Source organism: Bacillus paralicheniformis (assembly GCF_001042485.2).
In the GTDB taxonomy this organism is placed as follows: domain Bacteria; phylum Bacillota; class Bacilli; order Bacillales; family Bacillaceae; genus Bacillus; species Bacillus paralicheniformis.
The window spans coordinates 361192-387056 of record NZ_LBMN02000012.1; the positions used below are offsets into that span (position 1 = coordinate 361192).

The 25865-nt window shown below is 45.1% G+C and carries 31 protein-coding genes and 1 pseudogene; 18 read left to right on the plus strand and 14 right to left on the minus strand.

The window, feature by feature from the left end:
- Positions 1-198 precede the first annotated feature (198 nt).
- Positions 199-1557: a Na+/H+ antiporter NhaC gene (gene nhaC, locus ACH97_RS10900; protein WP_020450757.1), complete on the plus strand. Its 1359-nt coding sequence runs from the start codon at positions 199-201 to the stop codon at positions 1555-1557.
- A gap of 40 nt (positions 1558-1597) precedes the next feature.
- Here the strand turns inward: nhaC and dat are convergent, their stop codons facing one another.
- On the minus strand, positions 1598-2449 hold the full coding sequence (gene dat / locus ACH97_RS10905) for a D-amino-acid transaminase (protein ID WP_020450756.1): 852 nt from the start codon (positions 2447-2449) through the stop codon (positions 1598-1600).
- A 297-nt stretch (positions 2450-2746) separates the two neighbouring features.
- On the opposite strand from dat, the gene ACH97_RS10910 reads away from it, so the two are divergent.
- Complete coding sequence (locus tag ACH97_RS10910; protein WP_020450755.1) at positions 2747-3658, plus strand: polysaccharide deacetylase family protein; 912 nt, start codon at positions 2747-2749, stop codon at positions 3656-3658.
- Between the two features lie 134 nt (positions 3659-3792).
- A complete protein-coding gene (locus tag ACH97_RS10915) occupies positions 3793-4287 on the plus strand; it encodes a GNAT family N-acetyltransferase (protein WP_020450754.1) in 495 nt (164 codons plus the stop codon).
- A gap of 39 nt (positions 4288-4326) precedes the next feature.
- Here ACH97_RS10915 and ACH97_RS10920 read toward each other — a convergent pair whose 3' ends face one another.
- The 3 genes from ACH97_RS10920 to ACH97_RS23430 form a co-directional block, all read right to left on the minus strand.
- A complete protein-coding gene (locus tag ACH97_RS10920; protein ID WP_020450753.1) occupies positions 4327-5076 on the minus strand; it encodes an NAD-dependent protein deacylase in 750 nt (249 codons plus the stop codon).
- Between the two features lie 29 nt (positions 5077-5105).
- A complete protein-coding gene (locus ACH97_RS10925; protein WP_020450752.1) occupies positions 5106-6182 on the minus strand; it encodes a mechanosensitive ion channel family protein in 1077 nt (358 codons plus the stop codon).
- A gap of 182 nt (positions 6183-6364) precedes the next feature.
- A complete protein-coding gene (locus ACH97_RS23430; RefSeq protein WP_003180159.1) occupies positions 6365-6472 on the minus strand; it encodes a YhdX family protein in 108 nt (35 codons plus the stop codon).
- A 190-nt stretch (positions 6473-6662) separates the two neighbouring features.
- On the opposite strand from ACH97_RS23430, the gene ACH97_RS10930 reads away from it, so the two are divergent.
- Genes ACH97_RS10930 through crcB form a run of 3 tightly spaced genes read left to right on the plus strand, consistent with a single transcriptional unit; the run spans position 6663 to position 8137 of the window.
- Positions 6663-7367 (plus strand): glycerophosphodiester phosphodiesterase, encoded by a 705-nt coding sequence (locus ACH97_RS10930; protein WP_228119597.1) that lies wholly within the window; start codon positions 6663-6665, stop codon positions 7365-7367.
- 15 nt (positions 7368-7382) lie between these two features.
- The gene (locus tag ACH97_RS10935; RefSeq protein WP_020450750.1) at positions 7383-7784 is read left to right on the plus strand and encodes a fluoride efflux transporter FluC; all 402 of its coding nucleotides are present in this window, start codon (positions 7383-7385) and stop codon (positions 7782-7784) included.
- A complete protein-coding gene (gene crcB, locus ACH97_RS10940; RefSeq protein WP_020450749.1) occupies positions 7781-8137 on the plus strand; it encodes a fluoride efflux transporter CrcB in 357 nt (118 codons plus the stop codon). The genes ACH97_RS10935 and crcB overlap by 4 nt, the downstream gene beginning before the upstream one ends.
- 184 nt (positions 8138-8321) lie before the next feature.
- Here crcB and ACH97_RS10945 read toward each other — a convergent pair whose 3' ends face one another.
- The 4 genes from ACH97_RS10945 to ACH97_RS10960 all read right to left on the minus strand — a co-directional run bounded on the left by ACH97_RS10945 (position 8322) and on the right by ACH97_RS10960 (position 11322).
- Positions 8322-8999 (minus strand): N-acetylmuramoyl-L-alanine amidase family protein, encoded by a 678-nt coding sequence (locus ACH97_RS10945; protein WP_048350130.1) that lies wholly within the window; start codon positions 8997-8999, stop codon positions 8322-8324.
- Positions 8962-9249, minus strand: a complete 288-nt coding sequence (locus tag ACH97_RS10950) for a hypothetical protein (protein WP_020450747.1) — start codon at positions 9247-9249, stop codon at positions 8962-8964. The genes ACH97_RS10945 and ACH97_RS10950 overlap by 38 nt, the downstream gene beginning before the upstream one ends.
- A gap of 200 nt (positions 9250-9449) precedes the next feature.
- The gene (locus tag ACH97_RS10955; RefSeq protein ID WP_020450746.1) at positions 9450-9851 is read right to left on the minus strand and encodes a hypothetical protein; all 402 of its coding nucleotides are present in this window, start codon (positions 9849-9851) and stop codon (positions 9450-9452) included.
- A gap of 97 nt (positions 9852-9948) precedes the next feature.
- Positions 9949-11322: a hemolysin family protein gene (locus ACH97_RS10960; RefSeq protein WP_003180145.1), complete on the minus strand. Its 1374-nt coding sequence runs from the start codon at positions 11320-11322 to the stop codon at positions 9949-9951.
- A gap of 314 nt (positions 11323-11636) precedes the next feature.
- Here ACH97_RS10960 and ACH97_RS10965 point away from each other — a divergent pair, with 314 nt between their 5' ends.
- The 4 genes from ACH97_RS10965 to ACH97_RS10980 all read left to right on the plus strand — a co-directional run bounded on the left by ACH97_RS10965 (position 11637) and on the right by ACH97_RS10980 (position 15447).
- On the plus strand, positions 11637-12062 hold the full coding sequence (locus ACH97_RS10965) for a MerR family transcriptional regulator (RefSeq protein ID WP_020450745.1): 426 nt from the start codon (positions 11637-11639) through the stop codon (positions 12060-12062).
- A gap of 60 nt (positions 12063-12122) precedes the next feature.
- Positions 12123-13445 (plus strand): hemolysin family protein, encoded by a 1323-nt coding sequence (locus tag ACH97_RS10970; protein WP_020450744.1) that lies wholly within the window; start codon positions 12123-12125, stop codon positions 13443-13445.
- 131 nt (positions 13446-13576) lie between these two features.
- Positions 13577-14173, plus strand: coding sequence for a TetR/AcrR family transcriptional regulator (locus tag ACH97_RS10975; RefSeq protein WP_020450743.1), 597 nt, complete (start codon positions 13577-13579; stop codon positions 14171-14173).
- Positions 14170-15447: an acyl-CoA thioesterase/bile acid-CoA:amino acid N-acyltransferase family protein gene (locus tag ACH97_RS10980; RefSeq protein ID WP_020450742.1), complete on the plus strand. Its 1278-nt coding sequence runs from the start codon at positions 14170-14172 to the stop codon at positions 15445-15447. The genes ACH97_RS10975 and ACH97_RS10980 overlap by 4 nt, the downstream gene beginning before the upstream one ends.
- A 29-nt stretch (positions 15448-15476) precedes the next feature.
- On the opposite strand, the gene ACH97_RS10985 is transcribed toward ACH97_RS10980, so the two are convergent.
- The 3 genes from ACH97_RS10985 to ACH97_RS10995 all read right to left on the minus strand — a co-directional run bounded on the left by ACH97_RS10985 (position 15477) and on the right by ACH97_RS10995 (position 17665).
- The gene (locus ACH97_RS10985) at positions 15477-15842 is read right to left on the minus strand and encodes a DUF805 domain-containing protein (RefSeq protein ID WP_020450741.1); all 366 of its coding nucleotides are present in this window, start codon (positions 15840-15842) and stop codon (positions 15477-15479) included.
- Positions 15843-15944: 102 nt separating this feature from the next.
- Complete coding sequence (locus ACH97_RS10990) at positions 15945-16544, minus strand: lysophospholipid acyltransferase family protein (protein ID WP_020450740.1); 600 nt, start codon at positions 16542-16544, stop codon at positions 15945-15947.
- A gap of 125 nt (positions 16545-16669) precedes the next feature.
- On the minus strand, positions 16670-17665 hold the full coding sequence (locus tag ACH97_RS10995; RefSeq protein ID WP_020450739.1) for an aldo/keto reductase: 996 nt from the start codon (positions 17663-17665) through the stop codon (positions 16670-16672).
- A gap of 154 nt (positions 17666-17819) precedes the next feature.
- On the opposite strand from ACH97_RS10995, the gene ACH97_RS11000 reads away from it, so the two are divergent.
- From ACH97_RS11000 to ACH97_RS11015, 4 genes are all read left to right on the plus strand, one after another.
- Positions 17820-18362 carry a cupin domain-containing protein gene (locus ACH97_RS11000; protein WP_020450738.1) on the plus strand — a complete coding sequence of 181 codons (543 nt, stop codon included), beginning with the start codon at positions 17820-17822 and terminating at the stop codon, positions 18360-18362.
- Between the two features lie 288 nt (positions 18363-18650).
- Positions 18651-19142: an RNA polymerase sigma factor SigM gene (sigM, locus tag ACH97_RS11005; RefSeq protein ID WP_020450737.1), complete on the plus strand. Its 492-nt coding sequence runs from the start codon at positions 18651-18653 to the stop codon at positions 19140-19142.
- A complete protein-coding gene (locus ACH97_RS11010) occupies positions 19135-20205 on the plus strand; it encodes an anti-sigma factor (RefSeq protein ID WP_020450736.1) in 1071 nt (356 codons plus the stop codon). Before sigM ends, ACH97_RS11010 begins: the two co-directional genes overlap by 8 nt.
- Complete coding sequence (locus ACH97_RS11015; RefSeq protein WP_003180123.1) at positions 20193-20483, plus strand: hypothetical protein; 291 nt, start codon at positions 20193-20195, stop codon at positions 20481-20483. Before ACH97_RS11010 ends, ACH97_RS11015 begins: the two co-directional genes overlap by 13 nt.
- A 28-nt stretch (positions 20484-20511) precedes the next feature.
- On the opposite strand, the gene ACH97_RS11020 is transcribed toward ACH97_RS11015, so the two are convergent.
- On the minus strand, positions 20512-20946 hold the full coding sequence (locus tag ACH97_RS11020; protein ID WP_020450735.1) for a GNAT family N-acetyltransferase: 435 nt from the start codon (positions 20944-20946) through the stop codon (positions 20512-20514).
- A gap of 112 nt (positions 20947-21058) precedes the next feature.
- Here ACH97_RS11020 and pdxR point away from each other — a divergent pair, with 112 nt between their 5' ends.
- From pdxR to ACH97_RS11035, 3 genes are all read left to right on the plus strand, one after another.
- Positions 21059-22468 carry a MocR-like pyridoxine biosynthesis transcription factor PdxR gene (gene pdxR, locus ACH97_RS11025; RefSeq protein WP_020450734.1) on the plus strand — a complete coding sequence of 470 codons (1410 nt, stop codon included), beginning with the start codon at positions 21059-21061 and terminating at the stop codon, positions 22466-22468.
- Positions 22469-22545: 77 nt separating this feature from the next.
- Positions 22546-23433 carry an AraC family transcriptional regulator gene (locus ACH97_RS11030; RefSeq protein ID WP_020450733.1) on the plus strand — a complete coding sequence of 296 codons (888 nt, stop codon included), beginning with the start codon at positions 22546-22548 and terminating at the stop codon, positions 23431-23433.
- A 582-nt stretch (positions 23434-24015) separates the two neighbouring features.
- Entirely contained in the window at positions 24016-24360 is a 345-nt protein-coding gene (locus tag ACH97_RS11035) for a hypothetical protein (RefSeq protein WP_020450732.1), read from the plus strand.
- Positions 24361-24489: 129 nt separating this feature from the next.
- Here the strand turns inward: ACH97_RS11035 and ACH97_RS11040 are convergent, their stop codons facing one another.
- Entirely contained in the window at positions 24490-24996 is a 507-nt protein-coding gene (locus ACH97_RS11040; RefSeq protein WP_020450731.1) for a hypothetical protein, read from the minus strand.
- 124 nt (positions 24997-25120) lie between these two features.
- On the opposite strand from ACH97_RS11040, the gene ACH97_RS11045 reads away from it, so the two are divergent.
- Positions 25121-25351 carry a hypothetical protein gene (locus tag ACH97_RS11045; RefSeq protein ID WP_020450730.1) on the plus strand — a complete coding sequence of 77 codons (231 nt, stop codon included), beginning with the start codon at positions 25121-25123 and terminating at the stop codon, positions 25349-25351.
- A gap of 62 nt (positions 25352-25413) precedes the next feature.
- On the opposite strand, the pseudogene ACH97_RS24465 reads toward ACH97_RS11045, so the two are convergent.
- Positions 25414-25674: pseudogene (locus tag ACH97_RS24465) on the minus strand (peptidoglycan-binding domain-containing protein); the annotation flags it as partial.
- Between the last annotated feature and the right edge of the window lie 191 nt (positions 25675-25865).

Consider the following 25865-nt stretch of genomic DNA (forward strand, 5'->3'; position numbering starts at 1 on the left):
GTGTATCAAGTACATGCCTATCTCTAATCTATTATATCTTAAAAAAGTCAGCGCTTTCAAAATAGAATGGGCGAACCTTTGAAAAATGTTTGAAATATTTTAATTTAAGTATATAATCTATTTTTCTGTTATAATACGTTTATGCACAAAAGCATCAAAGTATTAAAGAGAGATATTTCTTCTAATGAGGTGTGTGATTTGTCAAACGAAAAACGTCTATCGTTTTCCATATCGGCTCTATTGTTTTTGGCCATATTGTTCATTATTTTCACCTGCTTATTCATATTTAAAGCAGAAGCGCACATACCGCTGTTGATTTGCGTTGGTTTTTTAGCCGCTGTCGGCGCGGTGAAAGGCCATTCCTGGAAAGACCTTGAAAGCGGCATTGTCTCAGGCATCCGGAATGGCGTTCAGCCGATTATCGTCCTTTGTTTAATCGGCATCTTAATCGGAGTCTGGGAGTACAGCGGCGCGATTCCGACGGTAACGGTTTACGCGTTGAACCTGATTGAACCGCAGCACCTGCTGCTCACCGCACTTTTCAGCTGTCTTGTGATCAGTTCATTGGTCGGCTCCAGCTTTACGACGGTCAGCACGATCGGCGTCGCCCTCATCGGCGTGGCCGCGGCGGCCGGCGTTCCCCTGACATGGGCGGCGGGAGCCGTGATTTGCGGCGCCTGTTTCGGCGACAAAATGTCTCCGATGTCTGACACGACCAATTTTGCCGCAGGAGTCGGGGAGCTTCCCATTTTCAAGCATATCAGACATATGGCGGGAACGACGATCCCCGCTCTTTTGATCACGATTTTGCTTTTCTTTTTCATGGGCCGTTCTTTAACGGCGGCACCGGCTTCTACCGAAAACATTCATGCGATCATAAACGGAATAGAAGGTACAGTTAACATCAGCGTCTGGGCGCTTCTGTCGCCTCTTCTTGTGATTGTACTTGCTGTCAGACGAACGCCCGTCATTCCGTCGCTTGCAACGGGAATCGTTTCCGCCGGAATTCTTGCCGCGTTGATACAGCCTGACGCCAGCATTTCATCGTTTTTGTCAGCGATGCAGAATGGTCCGGTTTTCTCAGCCGACACTGAAGCCGTTGAGAAAATTTTAAACCGCGGCGGCCTTCAATCGATGATGGGCTCTGTTTCCCTGATTATCATCGCATTCGCGCTCGGCGGTCTCATGGAAAAAATCGGCCTGATTACAAGCCTGCTTGAAGGTGTAATCAAGGGCATTCATACGAAAGGCCGGCTTGTGTTCTCAACCGTTTCATCAAGCATCGGCATGAACCTGGCGACAGGCGAACAGTATTTATCGATCTTGATTCCCGGACAGTCCTTTAAAAAGCTGTATGACAAGCTCGGAATCGACCGGAAGCATTTGTCGAGATCGCTTGAAGACGGAGGGACATTAATCAATCCGATGATCCCTTGGGGAGTCAGCGGCGCGTTCATGTCCAGCGCGCTCGGCGTTCCCGTCATTGAATATTTGCCGTTTGTGTTTTTCCTATATTTATCGCCGCTCTTTTCAATTTTGTTCGGTTTCCGCAAGTAAAAAAACGCCGTTTCCTCATGGAAGCGGCGTTTTTCTTTTGTTAAACCGTTTTGGCTGTCTCTGACAAAATGCTGTTTTGCAAAGCGGTCTGCACATTTTTTGTGAGCGGTCCGGGCGCTCCGGAGCCGATTGTTTGCCCGTCAATCGATGTGACCGGAATGACTTCGGCTGTCGTTGACGTGATGAATACTTCATCCGCATTCAGCAATTCATCCTTTGTCACCGCTTTTTCTTCGTAATTCAAGCCGTTCTCTTCACACAGCTGAAGAACTTTCATCCGCGTGATGCCGTTTAAGATGAGCGTTGTCACAGGATGGGTGTAGATAACATTTTGTTTGGCGACGTAAACATTTGAAGACGTCCCTTCCGTCACCAAACCGTCGCGAATTAAGATCGCTTCAAAGGCGGAAGCTTCCTGTGCTTTTTGCTTGATCATTACATTGTACAACAGATTTAAGCTTTTAATGTCGCATCTCAGCCAGCGCATGTCGTCCGCAGTAATAGCCGAAACGCCGTTTTGCTGTTCTTTTTCAGGCTTCTGAATAGGAAATGTATAAGCCGTCACCTGAGGCGTAAGCCCTGCTCCGTATTGATGCTTCCTCGGAGCTTTTCCCCTTGTCACTTGAAGATACAGCCCGCCGTCCCGCCTCTGATTGATGTCGACGAGCTCTTTCAGCTGGCTTTTCAGTTCGGCTTCTGAAAAAGACAAGTCGATTCCGATTTCGGCTGCGCTTTTGTATAAGCGGGCAATGTGTTCATCAAGCGTGAACAAGATTCCATTGTAAATGCGGATGACTTCATAGACGCCGTCTCCAAATTGGTAGCCTCTGTCCTCAATATCAACCGCACACTCGCTCCGTTCCATCAGCCGGCCGTTAAAAAGAACTTTCATTTCTCCATCCCCTTATTTTTGTTGACTTCTGAATTTTCTCCATTCCATTCTAACACGACCCTGCTGATCAAAATAGTGCAATATTTCCAAAAACTTTTTTCCGCCTTCAGGATCAAAAAAACAGCATTCCCTATCGTTCAACATTTTCTCTTAAAATTTGATATATTTTTCCCTTCATCCTGTATTCATCTTCTATCCAATCCTGTATACTTAGACATTGTGATCCATTATTTTATGAGACTAGCATTCTATCTCATAATGGAATTGGAACGAGAAAAATGATACGGAGAGAGTGACATGCGCCAAGTATCAAAAAAAACTGCCCCATCTGTAGCTTATTTGTTGACGAAAGCAGCGTGCTTTTTCGTGTTGTGTCTGATTCTCCTGTACGTGTGGGACCTTTCACAGTCCTCTGCCGCTACTGAGAAAAGAGAGCTTACGGTGTCGGAAAACAGCCAAATGAGGCATGAAGGAGACAGCGTTCCGCTCAAAAAAGCAACGCAAGGCGAACTTCTCGATCACTTGAGCACAAAACAGCAGATCGAAAAGCGCAAGCAGGAAAAAGAGAAGCAAAAAGCTGCTGCGGAAAAAAAGCAAGAAAAATCGAAGGAAAAAACGGTTTATTTGACGTTTGACGATGGGCCTTCAGCCGTAAGCCAAAGGCTGCTGCAAATTTTATCCGAACATGATGCTAAAGCGACATTCTTCATGCTCGAACCGAACATGAAGCTTCACAAAGAAGCCGTTCTCAATATGAAGCAGCAGGGCCATGCACTTGGACTTCACGGGGTGACCCATGACCAAAAGCAATTTTATAAAGGCGCCAATTCTCCTCATCTGGAAATGAAGCAGGCTCAAAAAACGCTGAAGTCTATCACCGGGGTTGAAACCCATTTGATCAGAACGCCGTACGGAAGCAAACCTTCGCTGACCGAAGCGCAGAAAAAAGTGCTGAAAAAGAACGGATTTATTTATTGGGACTGGAATATTGACAGCCTGGACTGGAAATACAGAAGCCAAAAATTCGTTCCGGAAGTCATGAACCAGCTGAATATGCTGGAAAAGCGGCAGACAAAACAGCCGATCGTGATCCTGATGCACGATATTCCTTCAACGGTTCAATCATTGCCGTTATTGCTGACAAATTTAAAAAACATGGGGTATTCATTTGCAACACTTGATGAATCGATGACACCCGTTCATGAATAACATCCCATGTCTGATCCCCTGATGAAGGGGATTTTTTTATTTCCTCCCTCGAGTGTGATTATCTGACACACTTGTTGCCAAAAAAACAATTTTCTGATTATGATGCAGTTATCTTTATATCATGGGGTGGGTAAATGAAAATCGAAGAGTTGCATTCAACCGCGGAATATGCCAATCAATTGGCCGAGCTTCTCATCCGCGTCGTCGATGACGGGGCATCGGTCGGCTTTCTGCCTCCGCTTGAAAAGCAACGGGCGGAGGCTTATTGGAAAACAGCCGTCACACCGGATTCTTTTTTATGGATTGCCAAACAAAACGGCCGGATCGCGGGAAGTGTTCAATTGCACTTATGCACAAAACAAAACGGCCGCCACAGAGCGGAAATCTGCAAGTTAATGACAGATCCCGCCTTCAGGCGGCAAGGCATCGCCAGATCGTTAATGGAAAAAGCGATCGACAGGGCGAAACAGGAAGGCAGATCTCTTCTCGTGCTGGATACAAGGGAAAAAGACCCGTCCAACCTTCTTTACGCTTCGCTCGGCTTTGCCGAAGCCGGCCGCATTCCCGCATACGCGGAATCTGCAGACGGCGGCTTCGATGCATCCGTTTTTTATTATAAAAAATTGTGATGAAGCTCAGAAAAAGGCGCTCCGGTCTGGAGCGCCTTTTTAACAGTTAAGCTTCCGAACAAACTCGGCAATTTTTTGATGGATGACAATAACGAACAAATGATCGTAAGGTGTCTCATCGAGATTGATCATCGCTTTCTTCAACCCGGGGATCAGGTGAGCTTCTTCAGGAACAAACCTGACAGGCGCCACTTCAAGTGAAGTGCCGATCACCAAAAGCAGGTCGGATTCGTTGAGGGCTTCAAAAAGCGTGTCGAAATGCTGAACGGCATCGCCGAACAGCACGACATCCGTTTTTAATATGAATCCGCATTCTCTCCCCTTGCCATTGACGCGATGGCACCTTGGCACTTCTTCTTGAAGAATGTGGTCAAGACCATAGCGCGCCCCGCATTTAGGGCATGCGGCTGTTTGGATCGAACCGTGCAGTTCATATACATGGCGGCTTCCCGCCTTGAGATGCAGTCCGTCGATATTTTGCGTGAACACCTTGACATCCTTACCGCTTTTCTCGAGTTCGGCTAAATAAAGGTGCCCGTCATTCGGCTGATAAGTTCCAGTCATTTTCATTTGAAAAAGCTCTTTAAACTTCGGCCAAAACAATTTTGGATATCGTTCGTAATAATCACGGCTCATCGCTTCCATTCTTGACAGATCTTCCGTCCATATGCCGCCGGCTGAACGAAAATCAGGAATACCTGATTCCGTGCTCATACCGGCGCCTGTCAAAACGGTAATGCGCTCGGCATTTTCGATCAACTCCGCAAATCTCAGGGCTTTTTCCTCCATTTGGCTTGTCTCCCTTCCAAAAGCGTTACCTAAGCATTTCCTTGCTGATCTTTCATTTTCTTCAACTCAAAAAGGCTGTGCCCCGGAGAAACAAAATCAACCTGCTCCTCTTTCATAATATCAAGAATGCGGTAGTTGACATCCTGTCTGACGTCTAAGTTTTCGGCCCAGACCGTCGTATTGGTATAGTAGTTGAAGAAGATGCTTAAATGCGTATCCTTCAGGACATCGAAATTGACCATAATGACATCCGGGTTGACCCCTTCGTGCGACTTGAGCATTTCTTTGAAACGCTCCACACATCGTTCGACTTTCTCGCGCGGGGTGGACGGATCGATTTCGAGCGTAAAGGTGACCTGACGCTTTCGCATTTTCGTCCAGTTCATGATCGCTTCGTTAGCCAGCACCGAGTTGGGGACGGTCACGAGAGCTTCTCCGGCCGTGCGGACTTTCGTGCTTCTGAAGGATATATCTTCAACAGATCCGGTGACGATATTTGTTTCAATCCAATCGCCGATTGTAAAGGGCTTCTCCATAATAATGACAATTCCGCCGAAAAAGTTGCCGACAGTGTCTTTTGCCGCAAGAGCAAAAGCGAATCCGCCGAGCCCGAGTCCGGCAACAAATCCGTTGACATCATAATTGAACTCTCCGGCGATGACGCTGATTCCGAGCGCTACAATGATAAAACGGAGAATCTTGGACAGAAACGGCGCAAGAATATCATCCATATCAAGCTCAAGCCGCTTATTGATTTTATCGAACAAAACCGACGAAGCCGCCGTTAAGTTGTATAGGCCGCTTACAATGACCAAAATCACGGACACTCTGTACAGTTTATGAACGATCGCCATATGCCCATCAAAAAACGGGGAATAAATGATGGCCAGATAAATACCGAGTATCGCAAAAAACCACCGGGCCGGCTTTTCAAACGCCAGCACCACCTGATTGAAAAAGTCTGTTTTCGTCTTATTCGTCAATTTCAGTATCAGGTTGAATAAGTATTTCGTAAATATTTTTCGAAACGCGAAAAATAAAAGAAGGATACCGATGCTGATTCCGATATCGACAGCGAAATCTATTGTCATATACTTTTCGAACATTGCTTTCTCTCCCTTATTTCACTCATCAAGCTTTTATTATACTAAAACGAGCAAAAAATTTCTCACTTTATTGTGCGCCAAAAATATCCGTCGACACGCATAAAAGGCCGCCGAACACTTCGGCAGCCTGATGATCATCATATTTTATTGTTCCAGAGACAACGTGATTCGGGCCAACACCGCTATTTCTTCTTCTGAGACTGTGTTTGATCAAGGAGAGTCGCTTTAAACATTTCAGCATCTGTTTCGATCTTAATCCGTTCTTCCACTTTAATTCTCCCTTTACCCATCATCTCGCCTCCTTTTGTCCATTATAAAATATCAGAATTTTTAGTAAATGATCCTTTTGTACCATTTTGCCGAAATTTGTCGCTTGCCTCTTCTCCTGCCTTTTGTCCGCTTCAGTCTAATGATTTACTTGCATCGCCAAAATCGGGTATCCTTGTGATGGAAAGATTTTATCAAGAGGAGCTGACATGCTTGCATATTATCGCACATCGCGGAGCCTCGGCTTACGCCCCTGAAAATACGTTTGCCGCTTTTGAAAAAGCGGTGGAGCTCGGGGCTGATTTTATCGAACTCGATGTACAGCTGACAAAAGACGGCAGACTTGCCGTCATCCACGATGACAAAGTTGACAGAACGACGAACGGTACCGGTTTCGTTCGCGAGTATACGATGAAAGAGCTCGAAAAGCTTGATGCGGGAAGCTGGTTCGGCCCGGAATTTCAAGGCGAAAAAATCCCTTCACTTGAAGCTGTTCTGGGGAAGTATCACAACAAGACTGGCCTTCTCATCGAAATCAAGTCGTCCAAAACCCAGCCCGGAATCGAAAAAGCGGCCGGACAACTGATCAGCCGGTTCGGCCATTCGATGAACACGATTGTCCAGTCGTTTGACGCAGGCGCCATGAGGGCGCTTCATCACATGTATCCTTCGATTCCGGCCGCCGTTTTGATCAGACCGCGATTCGGAATGCTGCCGCGCGCCCGGCTGCGGCAAATCGCGGGGTTTGCCCGGTACGTCAGCCTGAAAGCTACGATGGTCAGCCCTTTTCTGATCAAATCGATTCACAGCTGTGATTTGAAGGCGCTGGCCTGGACGGTCAACGGGCAGAAAACGGGACGCCGCCTCAAAAGCTGGAAAATCGATGGGATCATTACCGACTACCCGGATTATTTTTGAGAAAGAAGGAAAAGTATGAAATCATCTGTTGCCGTTTTTATCGGGGGAGCCCTCGGCTCGCTGCTGCGCTACTTCGTCAATCTGCATGGCGGCACCGCCGGTTTTCCTTGGCCGACTTTTATTGAAAATGCGTCTGGAAGCCTTCTGCTCGGCCTTTTGACAGGTTTTTTTGCGGCTCGGGAAAAAAAGCCGCTCGTCCAGCTATGTTTAGGAACGGGGTTTTGCGGAGGGTATACGACAATGTCCGCTTTTTCTAAAGAGACCGTGTTTTTGCTGCAATCGGCCGCTCCGCACATCGGGGGTCTGTACTTGATGGCGTCGCTTGCCTGCGGGGTGTGCTTCGCATTTTTGGGCATCATGATCGGCAAAAGGATCAGCGGAGCGTCAGGGAAAGAAAAGGAGCGGTATCAATCATGATGGCAGTTGGATTTATGATCGCGGGAGGAATCGGCTCCGTTTTAAGATTTTGGCTCGGCAATATGCTCATGGCCATGTTTCCGCACCCACGCATTCCGGTCAGCGTGATGGTGGTCAATATTGTCGGCTCATTCGCCCTCGGCATATTCGTCAGCCTCGGCATTGACAATCAAACGGTCTCTATCGTGGTCGGAACTGGATTTTTCGGAGGCTTCACAACATTTTCCACATTCAGCGTCGAAGCGGTTCAGCTTTTGGCTGCAAAGCGTGTAAAGGATTCAGCGGTTTACATGCTGCTCACAATGGCCTGCTCACTCGGGGGATTCTGGGCCGGCTGCATGCTGATTTTGTGAAAAGATGGTGTTATGATGAAACAATGATGCTCGTTCGGCTATGAACAGGCGCTGGCGTGTGTATTTCCGTTTTTTCTTGCGCCCGCCGTCACAAAAGCGGTACCCCGCTACGTTTGATTTTAAGGAACACCACGTACACATTAAAGAATCCATTTTGAAGCATTCAAAATGGATTCTTCCCTTTTTACCCTTTTTCAATGGCCGCTGTTTGAAAGCTGTCCCAATTTGCAGAAATAACGTTCAAAACATCGTCTTTTTCTTGGTAAGCTCCAATTTGTCCCCCGTCCATCGTCACTTTATATAGGGGAAACTCATTGTGTGTCAGCCCGAGGCAGAGTGCGATGCCGGCTGCATGTCCCCGCGCCGTCTGTTCGATCCAGGCGGCGTTTTTCATTTTTGCCGAATCTTCGGGATGATCGATAAAGCCGTTCTCCGTCAATATGGCGTGCATCGCTGTTTCCCGGAGAACATGAAAGTTCGCCTTCTTCATTCCCCTGTCCCTGAGTCCGTTCTGTTTAATTACTTCGCCGTGAATGATCCGTTGATAAAGAGCGGTAACTGATTCATCGGTCAAGCCGCTGTAGATATAATCTTCATACCCGTACGCCGTACCGTCAAAAGCGTTTGTATGAATGGAGACAAACAAATCGGCCCCCCACGAATTGGCATCGTCTGTGCGCTCCTGGAGCGTGACCGTTTTGTCTGTTGTTCTGCTCAGCCTCGTCTCTGCGTTATCATACTCTTTTAATAGAATGTCATTAATTTTGAGAGCAATGGCAAGCGTCACGTCCTTTTCCTGCAAACCGTTTCCCGATGCTCCCGGATCACTTCCGCCGTGCCCCGGATCCAAATAAATCTTCATGTTCAATCTCCTCCTTTGATAATGGTTTCAAGACGTTTTTTGAGCCGGAGTAAAATCCAACTGATGACAAGCCAAGCCAAGTTCCGATCATCATATCTTCCTTCCAGTCCCCTGCGGTAAACAAGAGAGAAATCGAGATGCCGAAGACAATTGCACAGATGGGGAGAAATCGTTTCTGAATGCCGACAAGCTTTACCGTATGCACCAATCCCGTAATCAGCGGAACGAGCGCAATTTCAGAAAAATCCATGTTCTTCCTCTCCTTTCCTGAAGCGTTTGTCTCAAAAAATGACCGGCATTACATGTGTCAAACCTCCCCGCTGTTTAAAGCTTGTCTTTATCATAAAAGAAAAGCTGCCCTCTCCCGTGTCATCATCGCGTCAAGAACCTGAAAAAAAACTGAAGCGGCGCAGAAAAGAAGGGCTTGTTTGAGACAAGCCCTCGCATCCGTTAAATATTCGTGATCGCCGCCAAGCTGACAAGCAGCTTGTCCAGCAGCGATTTCTTCATTAAAAACAGCGTTTTTTCGCTGTAGCCGATTTCCATCGCGCATTTTCCCATGCTCCAATTATGAATATACCGGCATTCCACCAACTTCCGCTCGAGCTCATCCAATTCGGAGACAGCCGTTTCCATCGAATCAAGCAAAAATTGATAGAGCCTTTTTTCCGCGTCGATCTGATATTCAGCGTTTCTTTCTTTGACGGCGAGCCCGTTCTTTTGCTCCTTCTCCATCCTCCTTTCTAAATTGAGCACGGCGGCTTTGTAATTTTTCCAATTCCGCAAATGAAATTCGATCCGCTTAATATACGTTTTCCTCTCTTCCTCCGAAATGATTTCGTACCACAGCAAATCAATCACCTCTCAAACAGAACATTTGTTCCCATTATATACGAACAAAAGTTCCTGTTCAAATGACTTTTTTCTTAAAATCAAAAATCACCTTGAGCTATTTTTCGCTCAAGGTGACTTCGTTAACGACGACCGGATTTGCCGGTGCCAGCTCTACATGTTCTGTTGTTTGTTCCCGCTTAACTTCGACGTGCTTAATCAGACGCCCTTCCATTTCGAGAACCGTTATCGTGTAGGAGCCGATATGCACCGCCTGGCCTTCCGCGATATCTATGTTTTCTTTCAGCACAAGTCCGCCGACTGTTTCGACTTCCTCTTCCTCGAGATCGTCTTCAAACAGCTCATTGACCTGATCGATTCTCACTTTGCCGTCCATGATGTATTCATGATCGGAGACTTTTTCGATAAGCGGTTTTTCGTCTTCATCGAATTCGTCCCTGATTTCCCCGACGATTTCTTCAAGAATATCCTCGGCCGTCACAAGACCAGATGTCCCGCCGTACTCATCCGTTAAGATCGCCATGTGAATCCGCTCCCGCTGCATTTTGATCAGCAGCTTTTGAACAGGCACGGTTTCAATGACTTCAATAACCGGACGGACATAGGCTTCAAGGGACAATCGCTTTTTCTCAGCCTCTGACATCATGAGCATATCCGTAAACAGCTGTTTCGTATTGATCATGCCGATGACATGATCCTTATCGCCTTTATAGACAGGCCAGCGCGTATACTTTTCCTGCAGCATGACCGAAATGGCCTCATCGATCGGCATATCCACCGGGACAGAGGCGATTTCAGTGCGCGGCACCATAATTTCTTTGGCGATCCGATTGTCGAATTCAAAGATTTTATTAACGTATCTATATTCAGACGGATTGATTTCTCCGCTTTTGTAGCTTTCTGATAACAGGATTCGCAGCTCTTCCTCCGAATGGGATTCATCCTTTTCCGAAGCAGGCTTCAAACCGAATAACCCGGTCAGCACTCTGGCTGAGGCATTCAGCGTCCAAATGAACGGGAACATCACAACATTGAAAAAGTGCAGAGGTCCCGCCAGCCACAGTGTCATCTGTTCGGCTTTTTGAATCGCGATGGTTTTTGGGGCAAGTTCTCCAACCACGACGTTCAGGAATGTAATCACTAAAAATGCAATGGCAACTGAAAGAGCGTGCGATACAGCGCCAGAAACATGCAAGCTTTCAAAGACCGGATGCAGCACCTTTTTAACCGTCGGCTCCCCCATCCAGCCGAGTCCGAGTGCTGTAATCGTAATGCCGAGCTGGCAAGCTGAAAGGTATTCATCCAAATCCGACACCACTTGTTTTGCGCGAACCGCCTTTTTGTTTCCTTCAGCAATCAGCTGATCAATGCGGGAGCTTCTGACTCTGACAATCGCAAATTCCGATGCCACGAAAAAAGCGGTTAATGCAATCAGAATCCCGATGATTATCAGACTAACAATATCGTCCATTTAACCTTATCCTTCACAAAGGACAAGGAGTCACCTCCTGATGAATTCAAATTCCCTTAATAAGGCTGATGTGCGTTCTGTAAAAATGACTATGCAGAGGGCCCCATCTAACCACCTCCAAGCCAAATATATACTATTATCTTACTTTATTAAAAAAGAGTCAGTCAAATGTCTAAACTTTAAATCTAACAATATTTTCTCGAATATTTAGATAAATAAAGGTTTTCGCATCAATTTTACGCCTTTTTTTGATCAATTAACTTGTATAAACAGCTTCTAATATATTAAAATGTTTTATAACTATAACGTGATGGTTGAGGAGGGATGCAGATGGGGCAGAGAAATATCGCATTGGCGAATTAGCAGCTGCTGCAGGCGTAACAAAACGGACTGTCGATTATTATACGAATCTCGGGCTGTTAACGCCTGACAGATCATGTTCAAACTACCGTTATTACGATGAAGCCGCTCTCAAACGGCTGAAGTTTATTATGGACTGCAAGCAGCAGAGATTGGCCCTGTCCGACATTAAAGTAAGGCTGGAAAACCAGTTTCCCTCTTCAACTGTGAATGATGATGAAATTGGAAGCCTGACAACGGAAATTGATCATGTCAATGACAATATTTCCGTGCTCATAAACAGATTGAAACGGCTGAATCCCGATGAACGGAAGATTCTGAAAAGCCGGCTTTCTCCTGAAAAAATGACGGTCATCCAGTCCTTTTTACTGCTGCTTTAGTTAATCTTTTACTAAACAGGAGGTGTTACCTTCATTCTCACGCTAGAGTGAAGGTCCTAATTGGAAATAGTTAATTTGGTTTTTGTTGCTGTATTAATTGCTTTAACAGCATTTTTCGTAGCGTCTGAGTTTGCGATTATCAGAATCAGAAGCTCGCGGGTTGATCAATTGATTGCTGAAGGAAACAAAACAGCGGTTTCGGTGAAAAAAGTCATTACGCATTTAGACGAATATTTATCGGCCTGTCAGCTCGGCATCACTTTGACGGCTCTCGGTCTCGGTTGGCTCGGGGAGCCGACAGTTGCCCGGCTGCTTGAACCGCTATTTGTGAAGTGGAACATTCCGAGCTCTGTATCACACATCGTTTCAGTCGTGATCGCCTTCAGCTTGATTACGTTTTTGCATGTGGTTGTCGGCGAGCTCGCTCCGAAGACGCTTGCGATCCAAAAAGCGGAAGCCGTTTCCTTCCTTTTTGCAAAACCGTTGATCTGGTTCTACCGCATCATGTTCCCATTCATCTGGGCGCTGAACGGATCGGCAAGGCTGCTGACGAAAGCGTTTGGCCTTGAAGCGGTTTCTGAAAATGAAATGGCGCACTCAGAGGAAGAGCTGCGAATTATTCTGTCAGAAAGCTACAAAAGCGGCGAAATCAATCAATCTGAGTTCAAATATGTCAACAAAATTTTTGAATTCGATGACCGTCTTGCCAAGGAAATCATGATCCCGAGAACAGAAGTCGTCAGCTTTCCAAATGATATGAAAATCGCCGAGATGATCGACATCACGAAGGTCGAAGGCTATACCCGCTATCCCGTCGAAGACGGAGATAAGGACAACATCGTCGGCGTCATCAATGTCAAGGAAATACTAACGGCCTGCATCAGCGGAGAATGCTCCAAAGAAGACACGATTGAACAGTTTATCAATCCGATCATTCATGTGATCGAGACTGTTCCGATCCACGATCTGCTTCTGAAAATGCAGAAAGAACGCGTTCATATGGCGATCCTTTCTGATGAATACGGCGGAACGGCCGGACTCGTGACGGTCGAAGACATCATTGAAGAAATCGTCGGCGAAATCCGTGACGAATTCGATATCGATGAAATTAATGAAATCCGCAAGATTGGCGAAAACCATTACATTCTCGACGGTAAAGTGCTCGTCAACCAAGTCAACGATCTGCTCGGCATTCAGCTCGACAATGAGGAAATTGACACGATCGGCGGATGGTTCCTGACACAAAAATATGACGTCCAAAAAGGCGACATGATCACCGATCAGGGATTTGAATTCACGATCAACGAAATCGACGGCCACCACGTTTCATACGTTGAGGTGAAAAAAGCTGCGGAAACGCCGCTGCTTGAGGAAGCGGAATAACATTGTGAACAAACCGGGGGATACAATGAATTTGTATCCTCTTTTTTTTGCATTCAAAATATGTAACCACTTGATTACAGAACAAAATTCAATTATCATGTAATCAAGTGATTACATTTCAGGAGGGACTTATGTCAGCACAATCTACAAGGGATCGATTAATCGAAGCGGCGCTTGCCCTTTTCAAAGAAAAAGGATATCAAGCCGCATCCACCAGGGAAATTGCCCAAAAAGCAGGCGTCAATCATTTGACCCTTTTTAGACACTTCGGAAATAAACAGAATTTATTTCGGGAAAGTGTTATTCAACATGTGTCATCGGGAGATTTTATTGGAGAACTTGAAGGAATACTGAGCGGCGATTTACGACAAGACCTCTCATTCATTGCGAAAGCATATCTAAAAGAAAACCTGGAAAAAGGTACTGTTTTTTTACTTTACTTTAATGATGCAGTACAGGATAAGGAAGTTTGCGAATTAATCATGGATATTCCCCGCCGTCTCAATCGCTTTTTAGAGACTTATTTTGCCAACCTCTATGCCGAAAAAAAAATTTCAGGCGGCAATTTTCAAATTTTAAGCCAAATGTTTTTCGGTTTGCTGAATCAATACATTATGTTTCAACATTTGCCCGCATTCAAGGAGTCGTTCGATGATCGTATTGATGACTATGTTGAGGAGTGCGTCGATTTATTTTATACAAAACTTGAAAAGGAAGTGCCGTCTTGATTACTCTGCAACCGGTTTTGCACATACCTGCAGTTTCCAAATGGGATGAAAAAATAAACCTGAAGATAAGCGGACTCCGACCGTTTGATATCATTGAAATCATCTTGACTGTGAAAGATGAAGCTGACGCAGAGTGGAGATCACATGCTGTTTTTCAAGCGAATCGATTGGGAGAAGTCGACCCTGCAGCAGCAGCCCCAATAAAAGGAACCTACCAGTCTAAAGATCAAATGGGGCTTTTTTGGTCAATGCAGGCGGTTGAATCCTCCTGCTCGTTCCATAAAAAATCGGTTAATTCCTCCGTTTACAGGATTGAGGTGAAGCAAAAAGAACGCACGATCCTGAGTAAAGAAATAAAACGAGTGCTGCTTTCTGAAACAGTAGAGAGACAGGAAGTAAGCGAAAATGGGTTGTCCGGCACATTTTTTCGTCCGCTTGCTGTCAACCGGCCTCCCGCAGTCATCGTATTAGGGGGATCTGACGGCGGTCTTGATGAAACAATGGCAGGCATGTTAGCAAATTACGGATATGCAACATTTGCAATCCCTTATTTTCAATACAAACAGCTTCCTAAAAAACTGGTTGAAATCCCGCTTGAATATTTCCGGAAAGCGATCGATTGGCTCGGACGCCAAGAAGGACTTCATCATCGTCAGATCGGAATATGCGGAAGGTCAAAAGGCGGCGAACTGGCGCTGCTGATAGGTTCCCATTTTCCGGAAATCCGTTTTGCGGTTTCTCATGTAGGCGGCGGGGTCGTCTTTCAAGGCGTTGGATTAAAAAAATTTCGGCAGACATCTTCCTGGAGTCTGGACGGCGCACCGCTCGCCTTTGCCCCGCTGCCATTGTTTTCGCTTTCTCAGCTGTGGAATATGGTGACACATAAGCTCACAAGACAGCCTCATGCTTTTACTGATCTTTACAAAAAAGCTTTACGGAAAGTGAAAGAGGATCATCCAGCAATTATAAAAGCGGAACATATTAATGGGCCTATTCTGTTAACTTCAGGTACGGATGATTTGGTATGGCCCTCCGCCTCTATGAACGAGAAAATCGTTGAACGGCTGAAAAAGAAGAGATTTCCCTATTCTGTTAAACATCTATATTTCGAAGATGCCGGCCATAATATCAGGCCTCCATACTTTCCGACATCCGAGCGGAAAAGCCGAAAAATAGCCTATGGGGGAAAAACTGAAGCCGATGCCATTGCAGCTCAAACATTTTGGCGGGAACTGCTTTTGTTTTTAGAAAAATCAACTGCCCCAAACAACTAAAAAACCGCCTGGGGACAGGCGGTTTTCGCTTAGATAGCTCCCTTCGGGTTCGGCCCGTATTGATTTTCCTCTTTTACACTGTTTTGACAAAGCATGATCAGCAAAATAAATTGCCCAATGAGAGGGATCAGACCGATGCAGATCCAGCAGCCGCTTTTACCCGTATCATGCAATCTGCGGATCGTGACAGCCAAGCCCGGCACAAGAATGGCAAGCAAATAAACCATCCCTAAAAATGTCTCTATTTCATATTCCGGAAGATGCAGAATGGCTTTAAAAAAACCGTAGAGGACCAAAATCATGTATGAGAAAAAGCAAAACAGCCAAAATTCCTTTCGTCTCGCCCTTCCTGTAAATCCTGCATAGTTTTTTATTGCTTTCAAATACCATTTCATATATAAGCTCCTCACCAATAAATATCGTTCTAAAATACTGCCCAAAAAATTAAAAAACAGCTTCTGTGCGTGAGAAGCTGTTTTTCCTTGCGTATGTTTGAATTATAGCTGCTCCAGCTTTTTCTCTAAAGCTTTAATACTGTCATTCAAAGCCTCCGTCATCTTGACCAGCTTTTCTTTTGACGAATATTGAGCGAAATCTTCCTGATTGAGCGGTTCGCCGATGACCAGTTTCATTTTGCCTCTCTTGAAAAGCTCTTTTTCGTTGGAAGGACCGCTGTATGCGGCCGGCACAAGCGGCGCTCTTCCCATCTGGGCGATCGTGACAGCCCCTCTTTTCAATGGAACATCTTCAGATGATCTTGTTCCGCTTGGGAAAATGCCGACGATTTTTCCTTCTTTCAACAGCTTAATCGGGGTTTTGATGCTGCTTGGCCCGGGATTTTCCCTGTCGACGGGAAATGCGTTGATGCTTGAAAGAAAAGAACCGCTTAATTTATTTTCAAAAAGCTCTTTTTTCGCCATGTAATGAATTTCCATAGGCAAAATGCCGACACCCAGTGCGACGACATCCACCCATCCTGCATGTGTGCACGCAATAACGAAACCTGTGTCTTTAGGAAGATTTTCTTTATTGTATACTTTAATTCCGCCGCGCAAAGAAAGAATCGCTTTTGCAGCATAACCAGTAAATTTATACATATGGCACTTCCTTTATTGATGTAGTCGTATGAGGTTTCCCTTTATTATTATAACAATTTTTTTTATTACCTGGTACTAAAAAATGATTTTTCACAAAAAAAACCGGGGAATTTTCTCCCCGGTTTTCAGACTTTTTCTTTTGTCGGCGGCGCCATAAATTCAGGCCCGATCTGTTCTGAAATCGTATTGTCCAATATGTCGTCAATTGCTTTTTGATCACTTTCCGTTAAGCTCCAGCCGGTGATTTCGCTGACTGGACGGATTTGATCAGGGCGTCTCGCTCCCCATAAAGCGATACTTGCGCCGGGCTGATCAAGCACCCATCTTGCTGCCAGATGGAGAACCGATTTGCCGAACCGCTCGTTTGCAAACTCATCAAGTTTCCTGACGGCCTCCAGATATTCTTTAAAGCGCGGCTTTTGAAACTTAGGGTCCCGCTTTCGAAGGTCGTCCCCTTTGAACGTGTAGTCCTCATTCATTTTTCCTGACAGAAGCCCCCTGCACAAGCTTCCGTATAATAGCGTCGTCAGCCCTTGATCTTGCGCATACGGAAGAATGTCTTGCTCGATTTCCCTTTCAAACATGTTGTACGGCGGCTGTACGGTATGAAGCGGCGCCGCAGCTCTGAATGTGTCCATCTGCTCCGGGGAAAAATTGCTGACGCCGACCGCTCTGATTTTCCCCGCATCATACAAGTCTTTCATCGCTTCCGCCGTTTCTTCGATCAGGACGAGCGGATCGGGCCAATGCACTTGATACAGGTCGATGTAATCCGTATTGAGCCTTTTCAGCGAATCGTCAACTTCCTTGATGATCCGCTCCCTCGATCCGTCGAGGTACAGCTGTTCCTGCTTCCAATCAAGTCCTGATTTTGTCGCGAGAATGACTCGGTCGCGCTCTCCGTATTGCTGTACGGCTTTACCGACGATTTCTTCCGACTGCCCGAAACCGTATGCCGGAGCGGTATCAATCAGGTTGATTCCTTCATCAAACGCAGCATGAATCGTCTGAATCGCTTCTTTTTCATCGCTTCCGCCCCACATAAAACCTCCGATGGCCCATGTTCCGAGACCGATGCGCGACGATTCGATCGATGTACCGGATATGTTGATGTATTCCATGCTCCTCTCCCTCCTGTTGTGAGTCTGATATCATATTTTCCCGGAAGCTTTTTTTTAAAAACGTGTTTTGACTAAAAATCATCTTACAGCGGGACACTTCATATGCCTATTGCATATGATGATCCCAATAAACTAATGAAGGGACCTAGAACAAATGCATCCAAATCAATACCCATATTATATTCCTTTTTCTTATAACCCGGTTTGGTTTCACGAATCAGACTATGCAGGCGCTTTTCGAACACCCGGCAGCGAAGAACGCATCGTATTAAGAGATTATGGACAAAAGCCGTTTGCCGCTAATATCAACGAAGCGGCAAAACAGAACAAAACGTTTCGGACCGCTTTATGGACAGGAAGACATTTGCAAGTTACCCTGATGAGCCTCAACCCCGGCGAAGACATCGGATTGGAAATGCACCCTCACGTTGACCAGTTCCTTCGTGTTGAACAAGGCAGGGGAATCGTTCAAATGGGGCCGAGCAAACATCATTTGCAATTTAAAAGAAATGTTTACGATGACACCGCTATCGTCGTCCCTGCCGGAACATGGCACAATCTCACCAATACAGGCAATACTCCGCTGAAACTATATTCAATCTATGCTCCGCCCAACCATCCATTCGGCACCGTCCATCGAACGAAAGCCGATGCGCTGGCCGCAGAAGACCGCCGCGGTCACGGCCAATATTTTTGACAGACGATAAAAACAGCTGATAATGAAGGATATCCTCTAATCAAATAGCCTTTTAGCATATAATAAAGATCTGATATGCTTAAAGGCTTATTTTGCTGCTGTGCTTTATATTTCGGCCGTTCAGTCGTTAAAATCGCGATGAAGATTAGTTTTTTTGAACGTGTTCAGTTATTATATAGGATAGATGATTTTAAAGGTAAGAAATTGGAGGAAAAATGAGCCGTGGGCATATTTAGTGCAACTTCAAACCTTTCTTATGCGTTTATAACATAGAGGGGAGAAAAGGCAGTGACTATCGACGAAATTTACCAAATGTATATGAATGATGTTTACAGGTTCCTGCTCTCCATGACGAAAGATAAACATCTAGCAGAGGATTTGCTTCAGGAAACCTTTATGAGAGCTTACATACACATCCATTCTTACGACCACAGCAAAGTGAAGCCATGGCTTTTTCAAGTGGCACGCAATGCGTTTATCGACTATGTCAGAAAGCATAAAAAGGAAGTGACGATTTCTGACGACATGATCGGAAACCTGTTTCAAAACGCGGTGCAAAGCCCTGCTCACCAGGTCGAAATCAAGGAAGTGTTAACCTTATATATGAACCAGCTCCCCGATAACTACCGGGAAGCGCTTACGCTGTACTATTTAAAAGAAATGAACTACAAGGAAGCGTCAAGCTTGATGAATATCTCAGAGGCTAATTTTAAAAGTGTTTTATTTCGTGCCAGACAGCGGCTGAAAGCACTTTACAACAGAGGTGTTAACGATGAATGAAGATTTTAAAAAACGTTGGGAAAAATATAAAAACGGCGAACTTTCCGAATCGGAAATGCTCCGGGTCGAAGAAGAGCTTGAACAGCTTGAAGAATACCAGGACATGCTGGAACAGGAAATGAAAGACGAAGACTGGGATTTGGCGATCAGTCCTGAAAAGCAAAAAGCGATTTTAAGATACGGAAAAAATAAATCATATATGCGGATTTCCACCCTTGCTGTTATTTCTACGCTTATTATTCTGCCGATCTGCACACTCGGCAGCTATCTATACTACGGGTTGGGCGGGCATGAAAGCAAAGGGAATGAACTGGTGCAAACCGCTTCAATGACAGTTGCCGTCACAAACCCGAATATTCAAGTCGATACTGAAGCCCTTGTCAACAAAGTAAAACTCTTTGGAATCGAAACACAGTTCCCGTTAAAGAAGCAAATCGGAAACGTCACAAAAGTAGTTGGAAATGAAGAAGTGGAAATGTTCTTCGATCAGCTGAAGTCTCCGCAGATTCATCAATACAATCAGGAGCTTTCAAAAGAAGAACGTCATTTTGTCTACCCTGACGGCATCAAAGAAAAATCAGTGTCCAAAGCCGAGTCGATTTTAAAACAGCTGCCTGACGGAACCGTAACCGAAGCTTTCCTTTCCTTTGAAAAAGCATACCCGACAAAGGAGCTGTATGAAAAATTAAAAGGCTATGATATTCGCGTTCTGTGGAATGCGATTGAAACAGAGGGCGATTTAAAAGAGCATCCATACGCAGAGCCGATCGGATTTCCCGGAAAAGATTCAAACCGGATTTTTGAAATTCAGCAACCTGCCGAAAACGATGACGAACAGTTTAAAGCGGCGCTTTCCTACATGATCAAGAACAAGCATTGGGCTGAAACCATTTCAGGCAGGAAAGACCTGAAGCTTTCCAAACGGCTTGACTATGTGGAACAGAATGGTGTGAACGTGTATGGAGCCGTCATTACCGGACCGTCAAAAGAGGTTGAACGGCTGATCAAAAAAGGGCCTGTCAAAGCAGCTAAAGTAGGTGAGGTGGAATTATGGAACTGGTAAGAATCTTTAAGGAGCACAACGTATTTGGATGGGTGTCTGTCGGCACGGCCATTCTGTCCCTGTTCGTCTTAAACTTGGCCATTTTAAGCGACACGATTGCATATTCGTATAAGATGCTTCCTTTTGCGATGGCCGCCGTTCCGCTCGGAATTATCGAGCTGTTCATAAAAAAAGGACGGACCGGTCTCGGATTTCTCGGCGTCGTCCTGAACATTTTCATTCTCGTTTGCGTATGGACCATCGTCTCCATCGATACGAATCTGCAGCTCGGCTTTTAATAACTCTCCGGTTATACCGGGGAGTTTTTCATTTCAGAGCCTTGCGAAATAGGTAGCTCGCTTTTTCATACCCCATTTTCTCTTCGTAAAAACGGTGAGCGTCTGCCCGCTGTAAGCCTGATGATAAAGCGATTGAAGCCAATCCGTTCCCTTTGGCCCACTCTTCAACAGCGCCTAAAAGCTTCTTTCCATAGCCTTTTGAACGGTGTTTTTCACACGTCACCAGGTCCGCTACCCAAACATGACGGCCTTGGTTCAAAGAAACCCTCGGCAAAAAGCCGGCCAAAGCCACCGGAATATCACCGTCATACAGCGCAAATAACGTATACCTTTCAGCCTCCCGCGCTTCTTTGACGAGCTCCAAAAAAGACGTTTCATCCAAATGGGGGCGGAGCTGTCTCATAATCGGATAGACTTCCTTGAGCTCTGTTTCACAATGCAATTCCCTACAATCGAGCAACATCGTCATTCCCTTCTGTTGGTTATGAAACTACTTTAACCCGGAAACTGACCTTTTTAAAATGGCCAGTTTTGATAAAATAATACATACCAGATGAATTGAAAGGGATGATTGAATGGATATAACCCCCTTTTTAAGCCGCAGCGGCAGCGAGCCGCTTTATCAGCAGCTGTACGCGTTTTTCAAACGAAGCATTCATTCGGGACACATAAAGCCTGGAACAAAGCTTCCCTCCAAACGAATGCTTGCCAAACATTTAAATATCAGCCTGACAACCGTTGAACACGCGTATGAACAGCTGGCTGCAGAAGGATATCTGCTCAGCAAGCCTAGAAAGGGCTGGTATGCGGCCGAAGCGGAAGGAGACTTTGCACAGGCTGCACCTCCTCCTGCCGAAAAAGAAATGGAAGAACATGAGACGGCGGCGGACATGATCGATTTTCACCACGGCCATGTAGACCTCGCGTCATTTCCCGTTTCCCTATGGAAAAAAACGCTCGCCAAAACCTTTGATGAATCAGGGCACGGACTTTTTCAAAGCGGCCCCACGGCCGGAGATCTTCCGCTGCGGAAAATGATTGCGGTTTACCTCAGAGAATCGCGCGGCGTGGTCTGTTCACCCGAGCAAATCATCATCGGAGCCGGCACACCGGTTTTGCTGCAGTTGCTGTGCCATCTGTTTCCTAAAGGCACAACCGTCGGTTTTGAAGATCCCGGATTTCATCGCTCGAAAACGGTCCTGAAAACCGGCGGCTTCAATGTGATGCCTATAGCAGTCGACGAGAGCGGGATTTCCGTGCAAGATCTTGAACAATATCAGCCGCAGCTCGCATACACCACCCCGTCCCATCAGTTTCCGCTCGGAATGATCATGCCGGTCGGCCGCAGGCTGCAATTGCTTGACTGGGCAGCATCGACCGGAGCTTATATCATCGAAGACGATTATGACGGGGAATTCCGCTATGCAGGACAGCCGATTCCTTCCCTTCAGGGACTTGACCGGAACCACCGGGTCATCTATTTAGGAACCTTTTCAAAATCGCTGATTCCCTCCCTCAGGATCAGCTATATGGTTCTCCCCTTTCCGCTCGTCCAAGAAGGGCTCAACATGGCATCCTTATTTAAACAAACGGTTTCCCGCCATGTACAGCATGCCATTGCTTTTTTTATGAAAAACGGGGATTATCAAAGGCACTTGAACCGAATGAGAACACTCTACCGAAAAAAGCGAAAAACGCTCCTTGATGCCATCAAGCGTGAATTTGGCGATCATGCCGCAGTCAGAGGAGAGAACGCCGGCCTTCACATCATCCTTGAGGTGAAAGACGCCCCGAGCGAAGAGTGGCTGACCCGGAAAGCGCTGGAACAAGGGGTCAAAGTATATCCAGCCTCAGTCTCGTATGTGACTCCTCCTGAAACCCACGCGGTGCTCCTCGGGTTTGGCGGACTTTCTGAAAAAAGCATCGCAGACGGCATCAAAAAGCTGAAGACAGCATGGTTGAACGGTGGACAGTCTCGGGAATGACCCTGCACAATCGGGCACGGAAAGTCGGATGTGGGGATTCTGCTCCTGCTATTCTTGTAAACATAGGAGGTCATCAAATGGATTTGCTGAAGAACATGAATCAAGCCATGGCGTATATTGAAGAACACTTGGCGGACAGTATCGACTTTCAAACGCTTGCGAAGCTTTCTTACTGCTCTGAATATCATTTTAAAAGGATGTTTTCTTTTCTTGCCGGGGTTTCGCTGTCCGAATACATCCGCCGCAGGCGGCTTACCCTTGCAGCGTTTGAACTGAAGAACACGAATCGAAAAGTGATCGATATTGCGGTGAAATACGGCTATCACTCGCCGGATGCTTTTACGCGCGCATTTCAAAAGCTGCACGGCATCACGCCGACAGAGGCAAGGCACGATATCAGCACACTGAAAGCATATCCTCCGATGACCTTCCAGTTAACAATTAGAGGAGGAAACGAAATGAACTACCGTATTGTAGAAAAGAAGGCATTTCGGATCGTCGGAATCAAAAAAAGGGTCCCTGTCGTCTTTCACGGAATCAATCCGGAAATCGCCTCGATGTGGAAAGCTTTAAGCAGTGAAAACATCGCTGAATTAAAAGAGCTGTCAAATGTCGAGCCGCTTGGACTGATTCAAGCATCAGGGAACTTTTCCGAAGGCCGGATGGAAGAGAAGGGAGAACTTGACCATTATATCGGTGCAGCGACAACGAAGGAATGCCCGGACCGATATGAACAGCTTGAAGTTCCCGCCTCGACATGGGCTGTCTTTGAAGCGGCCGGTCCGTTTCCGGACACCCTTCAAAATGTCTGGGGACGCATTTATGCTGAATGGTTCCCGTCTTCACATTACGAGCAAACGAAAGGGCCGGAAATCCTCTGGAATCAGGATCAGGATATCAGCTCCCCAACGTTTAAAAGCGAAATATGGATACCGGTTCAAAAAAGAACAGCATGTAAGGATTAAAGAAAAAAACAAAAGCTCAAGATATCAGTTCTTTTATGCTTCACTTTTCCACCGCGTGCAGCAGTCAAAATATCGCTTCAGAAGAAAAAGAGACAATGACGCTGAGAGTGACGATATAACATTGAAGAAAATGACGTAAAATACCCAGCCTTGAAGAATTTGCACAGGCGTACAATAAAGTAGTACAAGACTTTGAAAAACGATGAAGAGAGATTAATGAGGGTGGGAATTACTCTGTTCATCTGGCTAATATTCCAGAAACAAAATAATAATAAAAAATCGAACCGTTAATATGAGAAACAACCAAGCACATTCATATTGACGGTTCGCTTCCTCAACAATTTTACACCCGTTTGTATAGTCTCCTGGGATTTTTTGAATCCCTATCTAAAAGAAGTCAAGAACAGAGTGATAAAAAATATGAGTTTATATGGTGGATTGCAACACTCTTCATGCTTCCAGTGATGATTCTTAATACTGTCTTTTTAAAAATTGACCCGTTTTGGCGGTAACTGGAAAAACAGTAAACCTGGTGAACCGATAAAATCTATTAAAGATTTCTAAGGAATGGAGTGAAAATTTATGAGCTCAAATAGAATTGATGTAAAAATACTTAATGCTGAAAATATAAATAGCCTTATATCAATAATTAGAAAATACGGTGGAGAGCCGATTAGCGAGATAAAAAAGAATATAAGCGAAGGCCATTCTATATTAACTTGTTATTATGTTGATGATCCGAATAAACTAACCTCTCTGTTAAGTGTCATCGAAGCATTAGAACAAAAAGGAGCCAAGTTGGAAATAATACAAAAAATCCGGAATTCAAGTAGAGTTATAGACTCTAATATTATTAAGAACTTGATCGACAGAGACAGACTGATAGCAGAACAAATACAGGAATATGACGATAATCTGTCGGATTAATAATACCTGATAAAGCCATGAGAATTTAAAGTAAAAAAATGAAATCGGCCCTCAACAGAGGGCCTTTTCTTTATTACTTCAGCAACGATTCAAGTTTCGCCTTTTAGAAGGTCTTAACAGATTTTAAAATTATCTTGGCGTCCTAAACCACTTATAATCATATCCGACTTGTTTTGAATACTTACTGTCTTTGTATACATACAATTCAATGATCGTATATCTATATTTTTTATCATAAGCTAAATACTGGGTGGTCGAAAAATATCGTGTTGGCTTTTTCTCAAAGAATGTTGGAAAGAATGTGTTTGCAGCTATTGCAGCCCACTTATTCCAAAGTGCTGGAAGTGATGCGACAAATCTAGCAGCTAATTCAGAAGCCGTATCCATGTTTTTTGAACTTCCCCTAAAATGGTCAACTATTTTCCATTTACTCGAAGGTGGTACAGCTTGAATATGTACCTTCCCATTTTCATCCATGACGGAAACGCTAGATAAATCAGCCATTTGCTGCAATTCAGTTTTAACAACTGTCGATCTAAATGAATCACTTTCTTCCTCAGCTGCATGTGATGTTTGCGGAATTAATGAAGAGGCAATTAATCCAGCAGCCAACGCAGTCCCAACAATTTTTTTCATTTTTTCATGCATCCTTTCATGTTATATTTGTTATGTAATTATCTGAGTTGACAGGGCGATTATACCAAATTTGTAAATTCCATCAATTGAATTTACAGAATCTTAACAAAATGGAGGGTTTCTGATGAATGAAGATAAATTAAATATTTTCGAAAAAATTGTATATGGACTGGTTATTGCTTCTTTATTCGTGTGGGCATTTTCACCAGAAGCTATTAAAGGGATTATAAAGATTATTAGTTTTCTTTTGTTAACTACTGGATTCATTATTTCTGGCTTTTTGAAACGGGAAGAAAAACTTTTTATCATTATCCTTGCTATAGCTTGGATTGTAATGGTCGCCGGTATCTTTTAATAGTAAATCACTCCATGGATTCCAATACTTATTGAGCGGCCCTCTGTCAGAGGGCCTTTTCATTATTTCATTAGCTTTTCAATTTTCGCTTTAGTCTTAGGACCGTAAATACCATCCGCAGAAAGCCCGTGCATAAGCTGGAACCGTTTGACTGCGTTCGCCGTTTTCGGCCCGTAATAACCATCTATGCCGTTATTCTTTGCTCCTTTGTCTGGATAGAAATAGAGGGCAGCTAGAGCCTCTTGAATCTGTCGGACGCCTGTCCCTTCCATCAATGGGCTTTTTACCTTATAGATGCCAGACGGCAGCGGGTAGGATGATTTTTTGCCGTTTGAGGAAGGCTTTTTCTTTTTCGCTTCAATAGCTGCGAGCGCCTTTTCGGTAGCCGGTCCGTAGATTTCATCCACCGCGCTACCCGCTTTCTTTTGCTGAGCTTTAACAGCTTGCACCGTTTCATCTCCGTAAGACTCACCAGCCCCGTATTTCGGCAGTGTAAGCCCGCGGCAATCAAACG